This is a genomic window from Microbacterium sulfonylureivorans, assembly GCF_003999995.1.
Classification (GTDB): domain Bacteria; phylum Actinomycetota; class Actinomycetes; order Actinomycetales; family Microbacteriaceae; genus Microbacterium; species Microbacterium sulfonylureivorans.
On record NZ_RJAD01000002.1, the window covers coordinates 645,939 to 662,480 of the forward strand.

Annotated in this window: 16 protein-coding genes; 8 read left to right on the top strand and 8 right to left on the bottom strand. The window is 69.1% G+C overall.

Translation table 11 applies throughout. The annotated features are described in order from the left end of the window. Positions 1-5: 5 nt before the first annotated feature. The 4 genes from sufC to sufB are packed head-to-tail and all read right to left on the bottom strand — an operon-like array spanning position 6 to position 3,732. The gene (gene sufC, locus EER34_RS12620; protein WP_127475315.1) at positions 6-800 is read right to left on the bottom strand and encodes a Fe-S cluster assembly ATPase SufC; all 795 of its coding nucleotides are present in this window, start codon (positions 798-800) and stop codon (positions 6-8) included. Continuing rightward, positions 801-1,127 carry a non-heme iron oxygenase ferredoxin subunit gene (locus EER34_RS12625; protein WP_127475316.1) on the bottom strand — a complete coding sequence of 109 codons (327 nt, stop codon included), beginning with the start codon at positions 1,125-1,127 and terminating at the stop codon, positions 801-803. Beyond that, complete coding sequence (gene sufD / locus EER34_RS12630; RefSeq protein ID WP_127475318.1) at positions 1,124-2,314, bottom strand: Fe-S cluster assembly protein SufD; 1,191 nt, start codon at positions 2,312-2,314, stop codon at positions 1,124-1,126. Before sufD ends, EER34_RS12625 begins: the two co-directional genes overlap by 4 nt. Next, positions 2,314-3,732 carry a Fe-S cluster assembly protein SufB gene (sufB, locus tag EER34_RS12635; protein WP_127475319.1) on the bottom strand — a complete coding sequence of 473 codons (1,419 nt, stop codon included), beginning with the start codon at positions 3,730-3,732 and terminating at the stop codon, positions 2,314-2,316. The genes sufD and sufB overlap by 1 nt, the downstream gene beginning before the upstream one ends. A 305-nt stretch (positions 3,733-4,037) precedes the next feature. Here sufB and EER34_RS12640 point away from each other — a divergent pair, with 305 nt between their 5' ends. Next, entirely contained in the window at positions 4,038-4,997 is a 960-nt protein-coding gene (locus EER34_RS12640; protein ID WP_127475665.1) for a COX15/CtaA family protein, read from the top strand. 89 nt (positions 4,998-5,086) lie between these two features. Next, on the top strand, positions 5,087-5,518 hold the full coding sequence (locus EER34_RS12645; RefSeq protein ID WP_127475321.1) for a dinucleotide-utilizing enzyme: 432 nt from the start codon (positions 5,087-5,089) through the stop codon (positions 5,516-5,518). A 71-nt stretch (positions 5,519-5,589) separates the two neighbouring features. Here EER34_RS12645 and EER34_RS12650 read toward each other — a convergent pair whose 3' ends face one another. Next, positions 5,590-6,531, bottom strand: coding sequence for a heme o synthase (locus EER34_RS12650; RefSeq protein ID WP_127475322.1), 942 nt, complete (start codon positions 6,529-6,531; stop codon positions 5,590-5,592). Between the two features lie 318 nt (positions 6,532-6,849). Here EER34_RS12650 and tkt point away from each other — a divergent pair, with 318 nt between their 5' ends. From tkt to pgl, 6 genes are read left to right on the top strand one after another with little or no spacing between them, the layout of a single operon-like run. After that, positions 6,850-8,949 (top strand): transketolase, encoded by a 2,100-nt coding sequence (gene tkt / locus EER34_RS12655; RefSeq protein WP_127475324.1) that lies wholly within the window; start codon positions 6,850-6,852, stop codon positions 8,947-8,949. Continuing rightward, the gene (gene tal / locus EER34_RS12660) at positions 8,946-10,067 is read left to right on the top strand and encodes a transaldolase (protein WP_127475326.1); all 1,122 of its coding nucleotides are present in this window, start codon (positions 8,946-8,948) and stop codon (positions 10,065-10,067) included. Before tkt ends, tal begins: the two co-directional genes overlap by 4 nt. After that, positions 10,064-11,686, top strand: coding sequence for a glucose-6-phosphate isomerase (locus tag EER34_RS12665; RefSeq protein ID WP_127475327.1), 1,623 nt, complete (start codon positions 10,064-10,066; stop codon positions 11,684-11,686). The genes tal and EER34_RS12665 overlap by 4 nt, the downstream gene beginning before the upstream one ends. Before the next feature lie 15 nt (positions 11,687-11,701). Further along, positions 11,702-13,252, top strand: coding sequence for a glucose-6-phosphate dehydrogenase (gene zwf / locus EER34_RS12670; protein ID WP_127475329.1), 1,551 nt, complete (start codon positions 11,702-11,704; stop codon positions 13,250-13,252). Then, positions 13,249-14,208 carry a glucose-6-phosphate dehydrogenase assembly protein OpcA gene (locus EER34_RS12675; protein ID WP_127475330.1) on the top strand — a complete coding sequence of 320 codons (960 nt, stop codon included), beginning with the start codon at positions 13,249-13,251 and terminating at the stop codon, positions 14,206-14,208. The genes zwf and EER34_RS12675 overlap by 4 nt, the downstream gene beginning before the upstream one ends. Before the next feature lie 25 nt (positions 14,209-14,233). Then, positions 14,234-15,013: a 6-phosphogluconolactonase gene (gene pgl, locus EER34_RS12680; protein ID WP_127475332.1), complete on the top strand. Its 780-nt coding sequence runs from the start codon at positions 14,234-14,236 to the stop codon at positions 15,011-15,013. A 57-nt stretch (positions 15,014-15,070) separates the two neighbouring features. On the opposite strand, the gene EER34_RS12685 is transcribed toward pgl, so the two are convergent. The 3 genes from EER34_RS12685 to tpiA are packed head-to-tail and all read right to left on the bottom strand — an operon-like array spanning position 15,071 to position 16,541. Then, on the bottom strand, positions 15,071-15,427 hold the full coding sequence (locus EER34_RS12685; RefSeq protein WP_127475334.1) for an RNA polymerase-binding protein RbpA: 357 nt from the start codon (positions 15,425-15,427) through the stop codon (positions 15,071-15,073). Beyond that, positions 15,427-15,675, bottom strand: a complete 249-nt coding sequence (gene secG, locus EER34_RS12690) for a preprotein translocase subunit SecG (RefSeq protein WP_127475335.1) — start codon at positions 15,673-15,675, stop codon at positions 15,427-15,429. Before secG ends, EER34_RS12685 begins: the two co-directional genes overlap by 1 nt. Before the next feature lie 59 nt (positions 15,676-15,734). Further along, positions 15,735-16,541 carry a triose-phosphate isomerase gene (gene tpiA / locus EER34_RS12695; RefSeq protein ID WP_276317252.1) on the bottom strand — a complete coding sequence of 269 codons (807 nt, stop codon included), beginning with the start codon at positions 16,539-16,541 and terminating at the stop codon, positions 15,735-15,737. Between the last annotated feature and the right edge of the window lies 1 nt (position 16,542).

A 16,542-nucleotide genomic window follows, 5' to 3' on the forward strand; every position in this document is an offset into this window, starting at 1 on the left:
CGATTCTATGCTTCGCTGACGACGGCGGCGTCGGCCGGCTCTTCCTCGCCCGAGGGGAGGTAGCGGTCGTAGCCCTCGTCCTCGAGACGGTCGGCCAGCTCGGGGCCGCCCTCCTCGACGATCCGGCCGCCCACCATGACATGGACGAAGTCGGGGTGGATGTAGCGCAGGATCCGCGTGTAGTGGGTGATGAGGAGGACGCCGAGGCCGGTCTGCTCCTTGGCGCGGTTGACACCCTCCGACACGATCTTCAGCGCGTCGACGTCGAGTCCCGAATCGGTCTCGTCGAGGATCGCGAGCTGCGGCTTGAGCAGCTCGAGCTGCAGGATCTCGTGGCGCTTCTTCTCGCCGCCGGAGAACCCCTCGTTGACGTTGCGCTGAGCGAACTTGGGGTCCATCCGCAGAGCCTTCATGGACTGCTTTACGTCCTTGGTCCACGTGCGGATCGACGGCGCCTCGCCCTCGATCGCGGTCTTCGCGGTGCGGAGGAAGTTGGTGACCGTGACGCCGGGGATCTCGACCGGATACTGCATCGCGAGGAAGAGCCCCGCGCGTGCGCGCTCGTCGACAGACATCTCCAGCACGTTCTCGCCGTCGAGCGAGATCGAGCCGCTCGTGACCGTGTACTTCGGGTGACCGGCGATCGTGTACGCCAGCGTCGACTTGCCGGAGCCGTTGGGGCCCATGATGGCGTGGGTCTCGCCGGTGCGGATCGTGAGCGTCACGCCGTTGAGGATGGGGGTGATTCCGGCATCCGTCTCGACCGTCACATGCAGGTCGCGGATCTCGAGGACAGACATTCAGACTTCCTTTTTGACAGTGGGGTCGATGAGCACGTCGTCACCGTCGATCACGACGGCGAAGACGGGGACGGGCTCGTACGCGGGGAGGTTGAGGGGCTTTCCGGTGAGCAGCGAGAACGCCGAGCCGTGAGCCCAGCACTCCAGCGAGTCGCCGTCGACGAAGCCTTCGGCGAGCGAGATGTCGCCGTGCGTGCAGGTGTCGCCGATCGCGTGGACCTCACCGGCGGAGTCGAGCACGACGGCCATGGCGACACCGTCGACCTCGACGCGGATCGCGGAGTCCTGCTCGAGCTCGCTGAGGGCGCAGACGCGCTGTGCGGTCATCGGGCGACCTCCCGTGCGAGCTCTTCCTCGATGGCGGCGAACAGCTCGGCCTCGAGTTCTGGGACGCCGAGCTTCTGCACGATCTCGGCGAGGAAGCCGAGCACGACCATGCGGCGCGCCTCATCCTCCTGGATGCCTCGCGCCTGCAGGTAGAACAGCTGCTCGTCGTCGAAGCGTCCCGTCGCGCTGGCGTGCCCGGCGCCGCGGATGTCTCCGGTCTCGATCTCCAGGTTCGGGATCGACTCGGCGCGTGCGCCGTCGGTGAGGACGAGGTTGCGGTTCGCCTCGTACGAGTCGGTGCCCACGGCATCCGGCCCGATGAGGACGTCGCCGATCCAGACGCTCCGTGCCGCCGCTCCCTGGAGCGCGCCCTTGTAGAGCACGTCGCCGGTCGTCTCGGCGCCCTTGTGGTGCAGGTAGACCTGGCTCTCGAGGTGCTGGCCGGCATCGGAGTAGCTGAGGCCGTAGAGCTCGGCCCGCGAGCCGGTGCCGGCGAGTTCGACGCTCGGGTTCACCCGGACGACGCCGCCGCCGAAGCTGACGACGATGTGGCGGAGTGTGGCATCGCGCTCGACGCGGGCCTGGTGGGATGCCGCGTGCACGGCCTCGTCGTCCCACTGCTGCACCGTGACGACCTCGAGGTGAGCGCCTTCGCGGACGATGACCTCGACGTTCTGGGCGAACTGGGCGGCGCCGACATGACGCAGCACGACCGTGGCGCGGCTGTGGCGCGATGCCTCGATCACGATGTGCGCGTGCGCCACGAGGCCGGCGGAACCGCCCACCGACTCGATGACGACGGGTTCGTCGAGCTCGGCCTCCACCGGGACGGTGATGTACAGCGCCTCCGCGGAGCGGCTCCATGCGATCGCGGCGGGGAGGTCGTCGGGGAGGAAGACCTCGCCGCGCGGTGCGGCGCCGACCGCGAGGCCGGCCGCGGCCACGGGTCCGGACACGGCGACCGACACGGCGCCGGCGTCGCCCGCCTCATCGGCGAACAGGCGCGTCAGGCGGTCGACCGGAGTGTGCTTCCAGTTCACCTCGCGCCCGGTCGGGGCCTCGAAGTCGGACGGATCGTACGAACGGGGACGCTCGTCGCGGGTCTGCACGGGCACGAACGCACCGGCGCCATCGGTGTGGCCCTTCGCACCGGGGACGGTGACGGGGGCCTGGGTCACGGAACTCACTAGCCGACGGATCCTTCCATGCCCATCTCGATGAGCTTGTTCAGTTCGAGTGCGTATTCCATCGGAAGCTCGCGGGCGATCGGCTCGATGAAGCCGCGGACGATCATCGCCATGGCCTCGTCCTCGGGCATGCCGCGGCTCATCAGGTAGAAGAGCTGCTCCTCGCTGACCTTCGACACGGTCGCCTCGTGGCCGAGCTGCACGTCGTCGACGCGGATGTCGATCGCCGGATAGGTGTCGGAGCGCGAGATGGTGTCGACGAGCAGGGCGTCGCAGCGCACGGTGTTCGCGGAGTGGTGCGCATTGGCGTCCACCCGCACCTCACCGCGGTAGCCGGCGCGGCCGCCGCCGCGGGCGATCGACTTCGAGACGATCGACGACTGCGTGTACGGCGCCATGTGGATCATCTTCGCGCCGGCGTCCTGGTGCTGGCCGGGACCGGCGAAGGCGACGGAGAGCGTCTCGCCCTTGGCGTGCTCGCCCACGAGGAAGATCGACGGGTACTTCATCGTCACCTTCGAGCCGATGTTGCCGTCGATCCACTCCATGGTGGCGCCCTCGTGCGCGATCGCGCGCTTGGTGACGAGGTTGTAGACGTTGTTCGACCAGTTCTGGATCGTCGTGTACCGCACGCGAGCGTTCTTCTTCACGATGATCTCGACGACGGCCGAGTGCAGCGAGTCGCTCTTGTAGATCGGGGCGGTGCAGCCCTCGATGTAGTGGACGTACGAGCCCTCGTCGGCGATGATCAGCGTCCGCTCGAACTGGCCCATGTTCTCGGTGTTGATGCGGAAGTACGCCTGCAGCGGGATCTCGACGTGTACGCCCGGGGGCACGTAGACGAACGAGCCTCCCGACCAGACGGCGGTGTTCAGCGCGGCGAACTTGTTGTCGCCGGCGGGAATCACGGTGCCGAAGTACTCCTCGAAGAACTCCGGGTGCTCGCGCAGGGCCGTGTCGGTGTCCATGAAGATGACGCCCTGGGCCTCGAGCTGCTCGTTGATCTGGTGGTAGACCACCTCGGACTCGTACTGCGCGGCGACGCCGGCGACCAGGCGCTGACGCTCGGCCTCGGGGATGCCCAGGCGCTCGTACGTGTTGCGGATCTCTTCGGGGAGCTCCTCCCAGGAGCCCGCCTGCTTCTCGGTCGAGCGCACGAAGTACTTGATGTTGTCGAAGTCGATCTCGCTGAGATCGGCTCCCCACGTCGGCATCGGCTTGCGGCCGAACAGCTGATAGCCCTTGAGCCGGGTCTTCAGCATCCATTCGGGCTCGCTCTTGAGAGCCGAGATGCCGCGAACGACGTTCTCGTTGATGCCTCGCTGCGCGACGGCGCCTGCGGCATCGGTGTCGTGCCACCCGAACTCGTAGACGCCCAGGCCATCCAGCTCCGGGCGATCGATCAGCACATCAGACATCGTCAGGTTTCTCCTCCGGGCTCTGGCGGTTCATCCGCCCCGGCATTCCGGCTCCTCCGGTGGAGTTACCGGAGGGGGATGCCGCTCGTGGGCCCTCTCATTCGGCGCTGACCATCGCGCCTAGACTGTCAGTGGTTCGCGCGCCCGAACCCTGTGGTTCTGTGCGTGCGCGACCGACCCCTTGATTCTACAGGTTCCACCCCGGCGCCGGGCCCCGCGTGTCTTGCACGCCCCGTGTGCGGAACCGGCCCTAGGAGGCGACCACACGCATGTCCGCGGAACCGACGACCACGACACGTCCCGGAATGCTGCGGCGACTCTGGAACCGGATCGTCGAGATCGGGCGTCGGTTCTGGGCCTGGCTGCCCTCGACGATCGACCGCCGCGTGATCGTCCTGGCGTGGGCGACGCTCGTCGTGCAGATCGGGATCGTCGGCACCGGGGGCCTGGTGCGGCTCACGGGATCGGGACTCGGATGCCCGACCTGGCCGCAGTGCACCGACGACTCCCTCATCGCGACGCCCGAGATGGGCATCCACGGCGTGATCGAGTTCGGCAACCGCCTCCTCACCTTCGTGCTCGTGGTCGTCGCGATCCTCATGTTCCTCTTCGTCGTGCGGATGCGCCGCGAGCGCGGCGATCTCTTCTGGCTGTCGCTGGGCATCGGCCTGTACGTGCCGCTCCAGGCGATCATCGGCGGCATCACCGTCCTCACGAACCTCAACCCCTACGTCGTCGGACTCCACTACTTCGCGTCCGTTCTCCTGGTCGCACTCTCAGCCGCGCTGGTCGTGCGCGTGTACGCGACGCCGGGGCCCCGCGCGCTCGCCGTGCCCCGCTGGTATGCGATGACGACGCACCTCACGAGCTTCTTCGTGCTCGTGACGGTCGTGGTCGGAATCCTGGTCACCGGCTCCGGACCTCATGCCGGCGACCACGGCGCGGCGCGCAACGGCCTGAACCCCGAGTTCATGCAGCACGTGCACTCGTGGCCCGCCTACATCACCTTCGCGCTGACGCTCGTGCTCGTCGTCGGCGCGCGCCGCACTCCCCCGGCGCTGCGCCTGACCCTGTGGAGCGGACTGCTGCTCGCAGTCGAACTCGTGCAGATCGCGGTCGGACTGTGGCAGGCGCGCGCAGGACTGCCGATCTTCCTGGTCAACATCCACATGGTGCTCGCCGTCATGCTCGTCGCAGCCATGACAGCCGTCGTGATGAACCTCACGGCGCCGACAGGCGCACTGCCCCGCACAGCGGACTCATAGGCGATGCAAGGCTCCTGCACGAAGACGGGTGGAAGCGTGGCGGATGCCGCGGCCCACCCGGGTCCGCGGATCACCTTGAGGAGTCGCCCGTGAGCAGCCGTCCCGCCCTTGTCCGCAGCATCCCGTTCTGGGGTCTCGTCGCCGCGTCCCTCGGCACCGCCGGGTACGGCGCCCTGGTCCTCACCGAGAAGCTCGGCACCATGACCACGACACTGACTGACGGCACCGCGACCGGCGTCGAGGTCTACGTCGGCCAGTCGCAGGCCGTGTTCGGCGCCGTGCTCGTCGGCGCGGGCGTCGTCGGCATCCTGCTCGCCCTGACCGTCGCGTCCCTCGCGACGCTGCGCCCGTCGGCACCGGTGGAGGTCGTCGAGCCCCTCGACTGGGACTCCGCGACCGATGACATCGAAGACGGCTCCGTGCACGGCTACGAGCGCGGCCTGGGCTACACCGCCGCGGTCGAGACCGTCGGCCGGTCCGACGAGGACGCCGAGCGCGAGGCATCCGCAGCCACCCGCTGACCTGCGCGCGAAGAAGGCCCGCCGTCCCGGATGATCGGGGCGGCGGGCCTTCTTCGCGCTGTGGTACGCGCCTAGAACGGCAGCAGCGGATCGACCGCGATCGCGACGAAGATGAGCGTCAGGTAGGTGATCGAGGCGTGGAACACGCGCATCGGGCGCGGCTCCGTGCCCCGCACGGCGCGGTTGTAGAGGCGGTGCGACTCGTAGATGAACCAGCCGCCGAAGACCAGCGACGACACGATGTAGACGAGTCCCATGTCGGCGACGGGGATGAGGAGCAGGGAGCACGCGACGGTCGCCCACGCATAGAGGATGACCTGCAGGCCGACCTGCGAGCCGTTGCGGGTGGCGCCCAGCATCGGCACGTGCACCTCTTCGTACTGCTCCTTGTACTTCATCGAGAGCGGCCAGTAGTGCGGCGGCGTCCACAGGAAGACGAGCGCGAAGAGGATGACGGGCGGCCACGCGAGCGATCCGGTCACGGCGGTCCATCCGATGAGCACGGGGAAGCAGCCGGCGATGCCGCCCCACACGATGTTCTGCTCGGTGCGGCGCTTCAGGATCATCGTGTAGATCACGACGTAGAAGAAGATCGCGGCGGCGGACAGCGTCGCTGCGAGCCAGTTGGTCGTGAGCCACAGCCACGCGGTCGAGAACACCGCCAGGGTCCAGGCGAACACCAGTGCCCCGCGCGGCGATACCTCGCCCGTGACGAGCGGGCGGTTCACGGTGCGCTGCATGTGCGCATCGATGTCGCGGTCGAGGTACATGTTGAACGCCGCGGCCGAGCCGGCGCTCGCGGTGCCGCCGATCACGGTCGCCACGACGAGCCACAGGTCCGGCAGCCCGCCCTGGGCGAGGATCATGACCGGCACCGTCGTCACCAGGAGCAGCTCGAGGACGCGAGGCTTCATCAGCGCGATATAGGCGCGGACGGTGCGACCGAACGGCTGGCGGGACGGGCGGGCTGCCTGAGCAGATGCCTCGGCTCCCGCTGTCGTCGTGATGTCCATCGCCCCCGCAATCGCCGCGTGCAGAATCGCTTAAGTCTATGGCATCGGCCCGGCCCGCCCGGCGCCGGCGCGAGCGCTCACAATCCGGTCGGCCTCCGCGTGAGGAGAACGTCACTCCGGCGACACGACGCCGACACGGAACACGAGCCGGGGTTCGCAAGACTCTGTCACACAGCGGCTCACATGGCCGGGGTGGTATGCCCCTTCGCTATGCTGAAACCACACGCGCGCCCCACGCCGATTCCCCCTTCTCCACCACCGGACAAGGACGCGGAGCGGTCCTCGTCTGGGCGCACCTTCATTAGAGAGGCGGTCCGGGTGTCGGAACTGCGTTGGGATGAAATCGATCGGCGCGCGGTGGACACCGCTCGCGTGCTGGCAGCGGATGCCGTGGAGAAGGTCGGCAACGGCCACCCCGGCACGGCGATGAGCCTGGCCCCTGCGGCCTACCTGCTGTACCAGCGCGTTCTGCGCCACGACCCCGCGAACACGCACTGGGTGGGTCGAGACCGGTTCATCCTGTCGGCCGGGCACTCGTCGCTGACGCAGTACGTCCAGCTGTACCTGGGCGGCTTCGGCCTCGAGCTCGACGACCTGAAGGCACTGCGCACGTGGGGCTCCCTCACGCCGGGTCACCCCGAGTTCGGCCACACCGACGGCGTCGAGATCACCACCGGCCCGCTCGGCCAGGGACTGGCCTCGTCGGTCGGGTTCGCCTACGCCGCCCGCTACGAGCGCGGCCTGTTCGACCCGGATGCCGCGGCCGGCGAGTCCCCCTTCGACCACCACGTGTACGTCATCGCGGGCGACGGCGATCTGCAGGAGGGCGTCACGTCCGAGGCATCCAGCCTCGCGGGCCACCAGCAGCTCGGCAACCTCATCGCCATCTACGACTCGAACCAGATCTCGATCGAGGACGACACCAACGTCGCCTTCACCGAGGACGTCGCCAAGCGCTACGAGTCGTACGGCTGGCACGTGCAGATCGTCGACTGGAAGAAGACCGGCGAATACGTCGAGGACGTCGCCGAGCTCTTCGCCGCGATCGAGGCCGCCAAGGGCGAGACCGCCAAGCCGTCGCTCATCGTGCTGCGCACCATCATCGGCTGGCCCTCCCCCGGCAAGCAGAACACGGGCAAGATCCACGGCTCCGCCCTCGGCGCCGACGAGCTCGCTGCGACCAAGAAGGTCCTCGGCTTCGACCCCGAGCAGAGCTTCGTCGTCGCCGACGACATCATCGCCCACACGCGCTCCCTCAAGGAGCGCGCCGCCGAGGAGCGCTCCGTGTGGCAGGAGTCGTTCGACGCCTGGGCCGCCGCCAACCCGGAGCGCAAGGCGCTGTTCGACCGCGTGCAGGCCCGCGAGCTGCCCGAGGGCATCGCCGACGCGCTGCCGTCGTTCGAGGCCGGCAAGGACGTCTCGACCCGTGCCGCATCCGGCGTCGTGATCAACGCCCTCGCCGCTGAGCTCCCCGAGCTGTGGGGCGGATCGGCCGACCTGGCCGAGTCGAACCTCACCACCATCAAGGACGGCAAGAGCTTCATCCCCGCCGAGTGGTCGACGCATGAGTGGTCGGGCGACCCCTACGGCCGGGTCCTGCACTTCGGCATCCGCGAGCACGCCATGGGCGCGATCGTCAACGGCATCGTGCTGCACGGGCCGACCCGCGCCTTCGGCGGCACGTTCCTCATCTTCAGCGATTACATGCGCCCCTCGGTGCGTCTGGCGGCGCTGATGGGCATCCCGTCGATCTTCGTGTGGACGCACGACTCCGTCGCGCTCGGCGAGGACGGGCCGACCCACCAGCCGATCGAGCAGCTCGCGACGCTGCGCGCCATCCCGAACTTCACGGTGGTGCGTCCGGCCGACGCGAACGAGACCTCGGTCGCGTGGCTCGAGCTTCTCCGTCGCAACGCCGGACCGGCCGGCATCGCCCTGACCCGCCAGAACATCCCTGTGTTCGCCCGCGGCGAGGGCGAGGCATCCGGTGACGTGTTCGCATCGGCCGATCTGGCCGCGAAGGGCGCCTACGTGCTGGCCGAGGCCCCCGGCGGCACGCCGGACGTGATCCTCATCGGCACCGGCTCCGAGGTCCAGCTCGCCGTCTCGGCGCGAGAGACGCTCGCCGCCGAGGGCATCAACGCCCGCGTGGTGTCGGCGCCGTCGCTCGAGTGGTTCGCCGAGCAGGACGAGGCCTACCGCGAGTCGGTCCTGCCCAAGGACGTGACCGCCCGTGTGTCCGTCGAGGCCGGCATCGGCCTGACGTGGCGCGACATCGTCGGCGACAAGGGCCGTTCGGTGTCGATCGAGCACTTCGGCGCCTCCGCCGACTACAAGACCCTGTTCCAGAAGTTCGGCATCACCGCCGACGCCGTCGTCGAGGCGGCACGCGAGTCCATCAAGGAGAACGCAGCATGAGCACCCCCACCGAACAGCTCGCCGCCGCCGGCGTGAGCATCTGGCTCGACGACCTGTCGCGCGAGCGCATCACGTCGGGCAACCTCACCGAGCTCATCAGCACCCGCAACGTCAGCGGTGTCACGACGAACCCGACGATCTTCCAGGGCGCCATCGGCGGCGGCGGCCACGCGTACGCCGCCCAGATCGCCGAGCTGGCGGGCCGGGGCGCGAGCGTCGACGAGGCGATCTTCGCCGCGACGACCGACGACGTCCGCGACGCCGCCGACATCTTCCGTCCCGTCTACGACGCCACGCACGGCGTCGACGGCCGCGTGTCGATCGAGGTCTCCCCCGACCTCGCGCACGACACCGATGCGACGATCGTCCAGGCCAAGGAGCTGTGGGCGAAGGTCGGCCGCCCGAACGTCCACATCAAGATCCCCGCGACCAAAGCGGGCCTCCCGGCGATCACCGCGGTGCTCGCCGAGGGCATCTCGGTCAACGTCACCCTCATCTTCAGCCTGGAGCGCTACGCCGAGGTCATCGACGCGTACCTCTCCGGCATCGAGAAGGCGAAGGATGCCGGGCACGACATCTCGCAGATCCACTCGGTCGCGTCGTTCTTCGTGTCGCGCGTCGACACCGAGGTCGACAAGCGTCTCAAGACCGTCGGCACCGACGAGGCCGCGGGGCTGACCTCGCTCGCCGGCGTCGCCAACGCGCGTCTGGCCTACGAGCTCTTCGAGAAGGAGTTCGCGACCGACCGCGCGAAGGCGCTGACGGATGCCGGGGCCAATGCGCAGCGTCCGCTCTGGGCATCGACCGGGGTCAAGGACCCGTCGCTCCCCGACACGCTGTACGTGACAGAACTGGTCGCCCCCGGCACCGTGAACACGATGCCCGAGAAGACCCTCGAGGCGACCTTCGACCACGGCCAGGTGGCAGGCGACACCGTGACGGGCACCTACGAGGCCGCGCACAAGGTCTTCGCAGACCTCGCTGCCGTGGGCGTCGACTTCGCCGACGTCACCCAGGTGCTCGAGGACGAGGGCGTCGAGAAGTTCATCGCGTCGTGGCACGACCTGCAGGGCACGGTCAAGACCGCACTGGAGAGCGCACCCGAGGTCGCGCGATGAGCTTCGACATCCATCTGAGCGGCCACGTCAAGTCGGTGGTCGACGAGACGCTCCCGAGCCTCGTCGCCAGCCTCATCGCGTCGGGCATCACCGCGGGCGACAGCTCGCTGTGGGGTCCCGAGGCCGAGGCCGAGGCATCCCAGCGTCTCGGCTGGGTGCAGGCGGTCACCGTCTCGCGCCCCCTGGTCAACGAGATCGAGGCCCTCCGTCAGCAGCTCGCGGCCAAGGGCGTGACGCGTGTCGTCCTCGCCGGCATGGGCGGCTCGTCGCTCGCCCCCGAGGTCATCGCGCAGACCGCAGGCGTTCCCCTGGTGATCCTCGACTCGACCTCGCCGGGCCAGGTGCTCGCCGCGATCGACGGCGACGCGCAGCAGGGCGACCTGACCAACACGGTCCTCGTGGTGTCGTCGAAGTCGGGCTCCACAGTCGAGACCGACTCCGCCAAGAGGGCGTTCGAGGCGGCTTTCCGCGATCTGGGCATCGACCCGCTCGAGCGCATCGTCGTGGTCACCGACCCCGGTTCGCCGCTCGACCAGGCCGCGCGGGCCGACGGCTACACCGTCTTCAACGCCGACCCGACCGTCGGCGGCCGCTACTCGGCGCTGACCGCGTTCGGCCTCGTGCCGACCGGTCTCGCCGGCGTCGACATCGCCGAGATCCTCGACGAGGCGGAGGCGACGCTCCTCGAGGTCGCCATCGACAGCCCCGACAACCCGGCGCTCGTGCTCGCCGCGGCCATCGCGGGCGGCGAGCCCCGCCGCGACAAGCTCGGACTCGTCACCGACGGCACGCACATCGTCGGCCTGCCCGACTGGATCGAGCAGCTCGTCGCCGAGTCGACGGGCAAGGAGGGCACCGGCATCCTGCCCGTCGTCCTGCTGCCGGTCTCGCCCGAGGTCGAGAGCCGGCCCGCCGACCTGCAGATCGTGCGTCTGGTCGATGAGGCGAAGAAGTTCCACCTCTTCGAGCACCACAACGGCGAGATCCTCGTGAGCGGCTCGCTCGGAGCCCAGTTCGTGGTGTGGGAGTACGCGACCGTGATCGCCGGCAAGATGCTCGGCATCAACCCGTTCGATCAGCCCGACGTCGAGTCCGCCAAGATCGCGACCCGCGGCCTGCTCGACGCCCGACCCGAGCAGGCCGAGCCGGCCTTCGCGGTCGACGGCGTCGAGGTGCGCGTGTCCGACCCGTCGCTCGCCGTGTCGGGAACCGTGGCCGGAGTGCTCGACGCGCTCTGGGCGCGCCTGCCCGAAGACGGCTACGTCGCCATTCAGGCATACGTGAACCGCCTGGAGCTCGACCAGCTCCAGGGGCTGCGCGAGCTCGTCGCCGCCGACTCCGGACGCCCGACCACGTTCGGCTGGGGCCCGCGCTTCCTCCACTCGACCGGACAGTTCCACAAGGGCGGCCCGGCGAACGGCGTGTTCCTGCAGATCCTCGAGCAGACCGACGTCGACCTCGAGATCCCCGAGCGGCCGTTCACCTTCGGCCAGCTCATCCAGGCGCAGGCGGCCGGCGACGCGAGCGTGCTCGCGGACGGACACGGCCGACCGGTCGTCACCCTCACGCTCACCGACCCCCGGATCGAAGTGCTCTCGCTCTTCGAGGCGGCCCAGTAGGAGACCCACTCCCCGATGACTGTCGAGATCTCGCACGGGAGCAACCCGCTGCGCGACCCCGAGGATCGCCGCCTCAACCGCATCGCCGGTCCGAGCGCTCTCGTGATCTTCGGGGTGACGGGAGACCTCTCCCGCAAGAAGCTGATGCCCGCCGTCTACGACCTGGCCAACCGCGGCCTGCTGCCCCCGGGGTTCGCCCTGGTCGGGTTCGCCCGACGCGACTGGGAGGACCAGGACTTCGCGCAGGTCGTGCACGACGCCGTCCGCCAGCACTCCCGCACGGAGTTCCGTGACGAGACGTGGCAGCAGCTCCTGCAGGGCATCCGCTTCGTCTCCGGTGAGTTCGGGGATCTCGACGCGTTCAAGCGGCTTCGCGAGACCGTCGAGAAGCTGGACGTCGAGCGAGGCACGATGGGCAATCACGCCTATTACCTGTCGATCCCGCCGAAGGACTTCCCGATCGTCGCCGAGCAGCTCAAGAAGTCGGGACTCGTCGACGACACGGCCGACCAGCCCGACCGCTGGCGCCGCGTCGTCATCGAGAAGCCGTTCGGGCACGACCTCGACTCGGCCCGTGCGCTGAACGACGCCCTCCGGTCCGCCTTCCCGACGGACTCGATCTTCCGCATCGACCACTACCTCGGCAAGGAGACGGTCCAGAACATCCTGGCGCTGCGCTTCGCGAACGAGCTGTACGAGCCGATCTGGAACCGCAACTACGTCGATCACGTCCAGATCACCATGGCCGAGGACATCGGCGTGGGAGGTCGCGCGGGGTACTACGACGGCATCGGCGCGGCGCGAGACGTCATCCAGAACCACCTCCTCCAGCTGATGGCGCTCACGGCGATGGAGGAGCCCATCTCGTTCGATGCGAAGGAGCTGCGCGCCGAGAAGGAGAAGGTGCTCGCCGCCGTCACGCTGCCCCCCGATCTCTCCCGCTCGACCGCGCGAGGACAGTACGCCGGCGGCTGGCAGGGCGGCGAGAAGGTGCTCGGCTTCCTCGAAGAGGACGGGATGAACCCCGAGTCGACGACGGAGACCTACGCTGCCATCACCCTCGAGGTGAACACCCGCCGCTGGGCAGGGGTCCCGTTCTACCTCCGCACCGGCAAGCGCCTCGGCCGCCGTGTCACCGAGATCGCGGTCGTGTTCAAGCGAGCGCCCGAACTGCTCTTCTCGCGCAGCCAGACATCCGGACAGGGGCAGAACGCTCTCGTGATCCGCGTCCAGCCCGATGAGGGCGTCACGATCAGGTTCGGCTCGAAGGTGCCCGGTGCCGGTGCCCAGGTGCGCGATGTGACCATGGACTTCGGCTACGGCCACGCGTTCACCGAGGCCAGCCCCGAGGCGTACGAGCGGCTCATCCTCGACGTGCTCCTCGGCGACCCGCCGCTGTTCCCCCGGCACGAGGAGGTCGAGCTCTCCTGGAAGATCCTCGACCCGATCGAGAAGTTCTGGACAGAGCAGGGCGGACCCCTCGAACAGTATTCGCCCGGGTCGTGGGGCCCGGCATCCGCGGACGAGATGCTCGCCCGCGACGGCCGTACCTGGAGGCGCCCGTGATCGTCGATCTTCCCGACACCACCGTCAGCAAGATCTCCCGCGCCCTCGTGAGCGTGCGGGAGGAAGGCGGGGCGGTCGCGCTCGGCCGCGTGCTGACGCTCATCATCCTCACGCGCGAGGGCGCGATGGAGGAGGTCATCGAAGCCGCCAACGACGCGTCCCGCGAGCATCCGATGCGGGTCATCGTGCTCATCATCGGAAACGGCGTCGACGAGGAGTCGCGACTGGACGCACAGATCCGCGTCGGAGGCGACGCCGGAGCGAGCGAGGTCGTCACGCTGCGCGTGGCCGGTGAGGCCGGCAGCTCGAACCTCGAGTCGCTCGTCACGGGACTGCTCCTTCCGGACGCTCCCGTGGTCGTGTGGTGGCCCAACCGCACCCCGGAGAACATCTCGAAGACGTCGATCGGCCGCATCGCGCAGCGACGCATCACCGACGCGGCGACCAAGTCCGACCCGTCGGCATGGGTCGCGGCGCTCGGCGCACAGTACGCCCCCGGTGACACCGACCTGGCGTGGACGCGACTCACGCGCTGGCGCGAGCAGCTCGCCGCGATCCTCGACCAGCCGCCGTACGACCCGGTCCTATCGGTGCGCGTGCGCGGCGCGTCGGACTCGCCGTCGACGGCGCTCCTGGCCGCCTGGCTGCGTCTGGCACTCGACGTGCCGGTCGACTGGGCGTACCTCGACCCCGAGGAGTGGCCGCACGGCATCAAGTCCGTTTCGCTGCTCCGCGCGAGCGGCGAAGTGCTCCTCGAGCGCCCGAGCTCGGCGTCGGCGATCCTCACGCAGCCGGGTCAGCCCAGTCACGAGCTCGCCTTCCCGCGCCGCACGCTCCGCGAGTGCCTGGCCGAGGAGCTCCGTCGTCTGGATCCCGACGTCCTGTATGGTCGAGTGATCACGGAGGGCTGGGAGCTGCTCGACCCTCCGGCGACGAAGGAGACGCAGGACGCATGAGTGAGTCGCGCGGTGAGTGAGCCCCATGGTTGAGGCCTGGGCCGAGAAGCGCGTGGTCATCGCTCCCGACCCGTCGACGCTCGCGGAATCCGTCGCCGCACGCTTCCTCAACCGGGTGGCCAAGCGCGTCGACGAGGGCAAGCTCGCCCATGTGTCGCTCACCGGCGGCTCGATGGGCTCGGCGGTGCTCGCCGCCGCTGCCCGCAGTCCGCGGATCGCGCGGATCGACTGGTCGCGCGTCCATTTCTGGTGGAGCGACGAGCGCTTCGTCCCCCGCGCCGACGACGACCGCAACGAGAAGCAGGCTCGTGCCGCCCTGCTCGACGCGCTCGACACACCCGCCGCGAACATCCACGCCGCTGCCGCGAGCGATGAGGGCATCGACCTGGATGCCGCGGCCGCGGCCTACGCCGACGACCTCGCGCGCTTCGCCGGGGCCGACGGACCGTGGCCGTCCTTCGACGTCTGCTTCCTCGGCGTCGGGCCCGACGCGCACATCGCGTCGCTGTTCCCCGACCGCCCCGAGATCCTCATCACGGATCGCTCCGTGGTCGCGGTGCGCGATTCGCCCAAGCCCCCGCCCGAGCGCGTGACGATGACCCGTCCGGTGATCAACGGCTCGAAACGCGTGTGGATGGTCCTGTCCGGCGCCGACAAGGCCTCCGCTCTCGGCCTCGCCCTCGCGGGCGCCAGCTACGCGAGCGTTCCGGCTGCCGGCGCAAAGGGCCGCAAGCGCACGGTCTTCTTCGTCGATCAGGCTGCGGCGGCACAGGTGCCGCCGGAACTCATCGATCGCGAGTACTGACAGACGAACGAGAAGAGCGGATGCCGAGGCATCCGCTCCTCTCGTTCGTCTGTGTCGTCAGTCCTGGCCGCGACGCTCGCGCAGCTGCTTGAGGGCGTCGTCGAGGAGGGCGTCGGCCTCTTCTTCGGTGCGGCGCTCCTTCACGTAGGCGAGATGCGTCTTGTACGGCTCGGTCTTGGCCACGGCAGGCGGATTGGCCTTGTCGCGACCGGCCGGAAGACCGGAGTGCGGCGAGTCGATCGTGTCGGGGATCTCCTCCTCGGGGATCCCTGCGGCGAAGTAGCGGACCGTCTCGTTGCCGAGGGCGTCCCAGTAGGACACCGCCACACGCTCGGCGTGGTAGCCGTGGTCCTGCTCGCCCATCGGCCCGGCACCGACGCGGGTGCCGCGGATCGCGTTGCCTCCGGTCGCCATCAGAGGCTCTGGAACTTCGTGATCAGTCCGAGCGCCACGATCGCGACGAACCACGTCAGGGCGAGGATCACCGTGAAGCGGTTGAGGTTGCGCTCAGCAAGACCGGACGAGCCCAGCGCGGACGTCATGCCGCCGCCGAACATGTCGGACAAGCCGCCGCCGCGCCCCTTGTGGAGCAGGATGAGGAGGGTCAGCAGGAGGCTCGTGATACCGAGGAGCACCTGCAGGACGAACTCGAGGATCTGCACAGTCGTTGAAGCCTTTCGCCGCGATCATTCGCCGATCGCACAAGGGTCGAGTATACCGGTCAGACGCCGACGTGCTTCTGGTATCGGATGATCGCGGCGAACTCGTCGGCGACGAGGCTCGCCCCGCCGACCAGCGCGCCGTCCACATCCGGCTCGCGCATGAAGCTCGCGATGTTCGCCGACTTCACCGATCCGCCGTACAGAACGCGCGTGCGGGCCGCGGCATCCTCCCCCAGCTTCTCGGCGATGACGCCCCGGAGCTTGGCGCACACGTCCTGCGCCTGGTCGGGCGTCGCCGCCTGGCCGGAGCCGATCGCCCAGACGGGCTCGTAGGCCACGACGATGTCGGCGTCGGCCTTCACGCCCTCGAGAGCGACCTGGAGCTGCCCCACCGGCACGGCGCTGGCGCCGTACTTCTCGAGGTCCTCCGCGGTCTCGCCCACGCAGATCACCGGAACGAGCCCGTGCCTCAGCGCCGCCTGCACCTTCGCGGCGACGATGTCGTCGCCTTCGTGGTGGTACTCGCGACGCTCGGAGTGGCCGATGATCACGTAGCGGTTGTCGAGCTTCGCGAGGAACGCGCCCGACACCTCACCCGTGTAGGCGCCCGAGTCGTGCGACGAGATGTCCTGAGCGCCGAGCGCGAACGGGATCTTGTCGGCGTCGAGGAGCGTCTGCACGGTGCGGAGGTCGGTGAAGGGCGGGAAGACCGCCACCTCGACCGAGCCGTCCTCGTGCTTGGCGTCCTTGAGCGTCCAGTGCAGCTTCTGGACGAACGCGACCGCCTGCAGGTGGTCGAGGTTCATCTTCCAGTTGCCGGCGATGAGCGGGGTCCTCGGCTTCTGAGAAGTCGTCGCGGATCCCACG

Bases quoted from the DNA above. Each gene is read 5' to 3' on its own strand.
- sufC (WP_127475315.1), bottom strand. From the start codon at position 800: ATGTCTGTCCTCGAGATCCGCGACCTGCATGTGACGGTCGAGACGGAT.
- EER34_RS12625 (WP_127475316.1), bottom strand. From the start codon at position 1,127: ATGACCGCACAGCGCGTCTGCGCCCTCAGCGAGCTCGAGCAGGACTCC.
- sufB (WP_127475319.1), bottom strand. From the start codon at position 3,732: ATGTCTGATGTGCTGATCGATCGCCCGGAGCTGGATGGCCTGGGCGTC.
- EER34_RS12640 (WP_127475665.1), top strand. From the start codon at position 4,038: ATGCTGCGGCGACTCTGGAACCGGATCGTCGAGATCGGGCGTCGGTTC.
- EER34_RS12650 (WP_127475322.1), bottom strand. From the start codon at position 6,531: ATGGACATCACGACGACAGCGGGAGCCGAGGCATCTGCTCAGGCAGCC.
- tal (WP_127475326.1), top strand. From the start codon at position 8,946: ATGAGCACCCCCACCGAACAGCTCGCCGCCGCCGGCGTGAGCATCTGG.
- EER34_RS12665 (WP_127475327.1), top strand. From the start codon at position 10,064: ATGAGCTTCGACATCCATCTGAGCGGCCACGTCAAGTCGGTGGTCGAC.
- zwf (WP_127475329.1), top strand. From the start codon at position 11,702: ATGACTGTCGAGATCTCGCACGGGAGCAACCCGCTGCGCGACCCCGAG.
- pgl (WP_127475332.1), top strand. From the start codon at position 14,234: ATGGTTGAGGCCTGGGCCGAGAAGCGCGTGGTCATCGCTCCCGACCCG.
- EER34_RS12685 (WP_127475334.1), bottom strand. From the start codon at position 15,427: ATGGCGACCGGAGGCAACGCGATCCGCGGCACCCGCGTCGGTGCCGGG.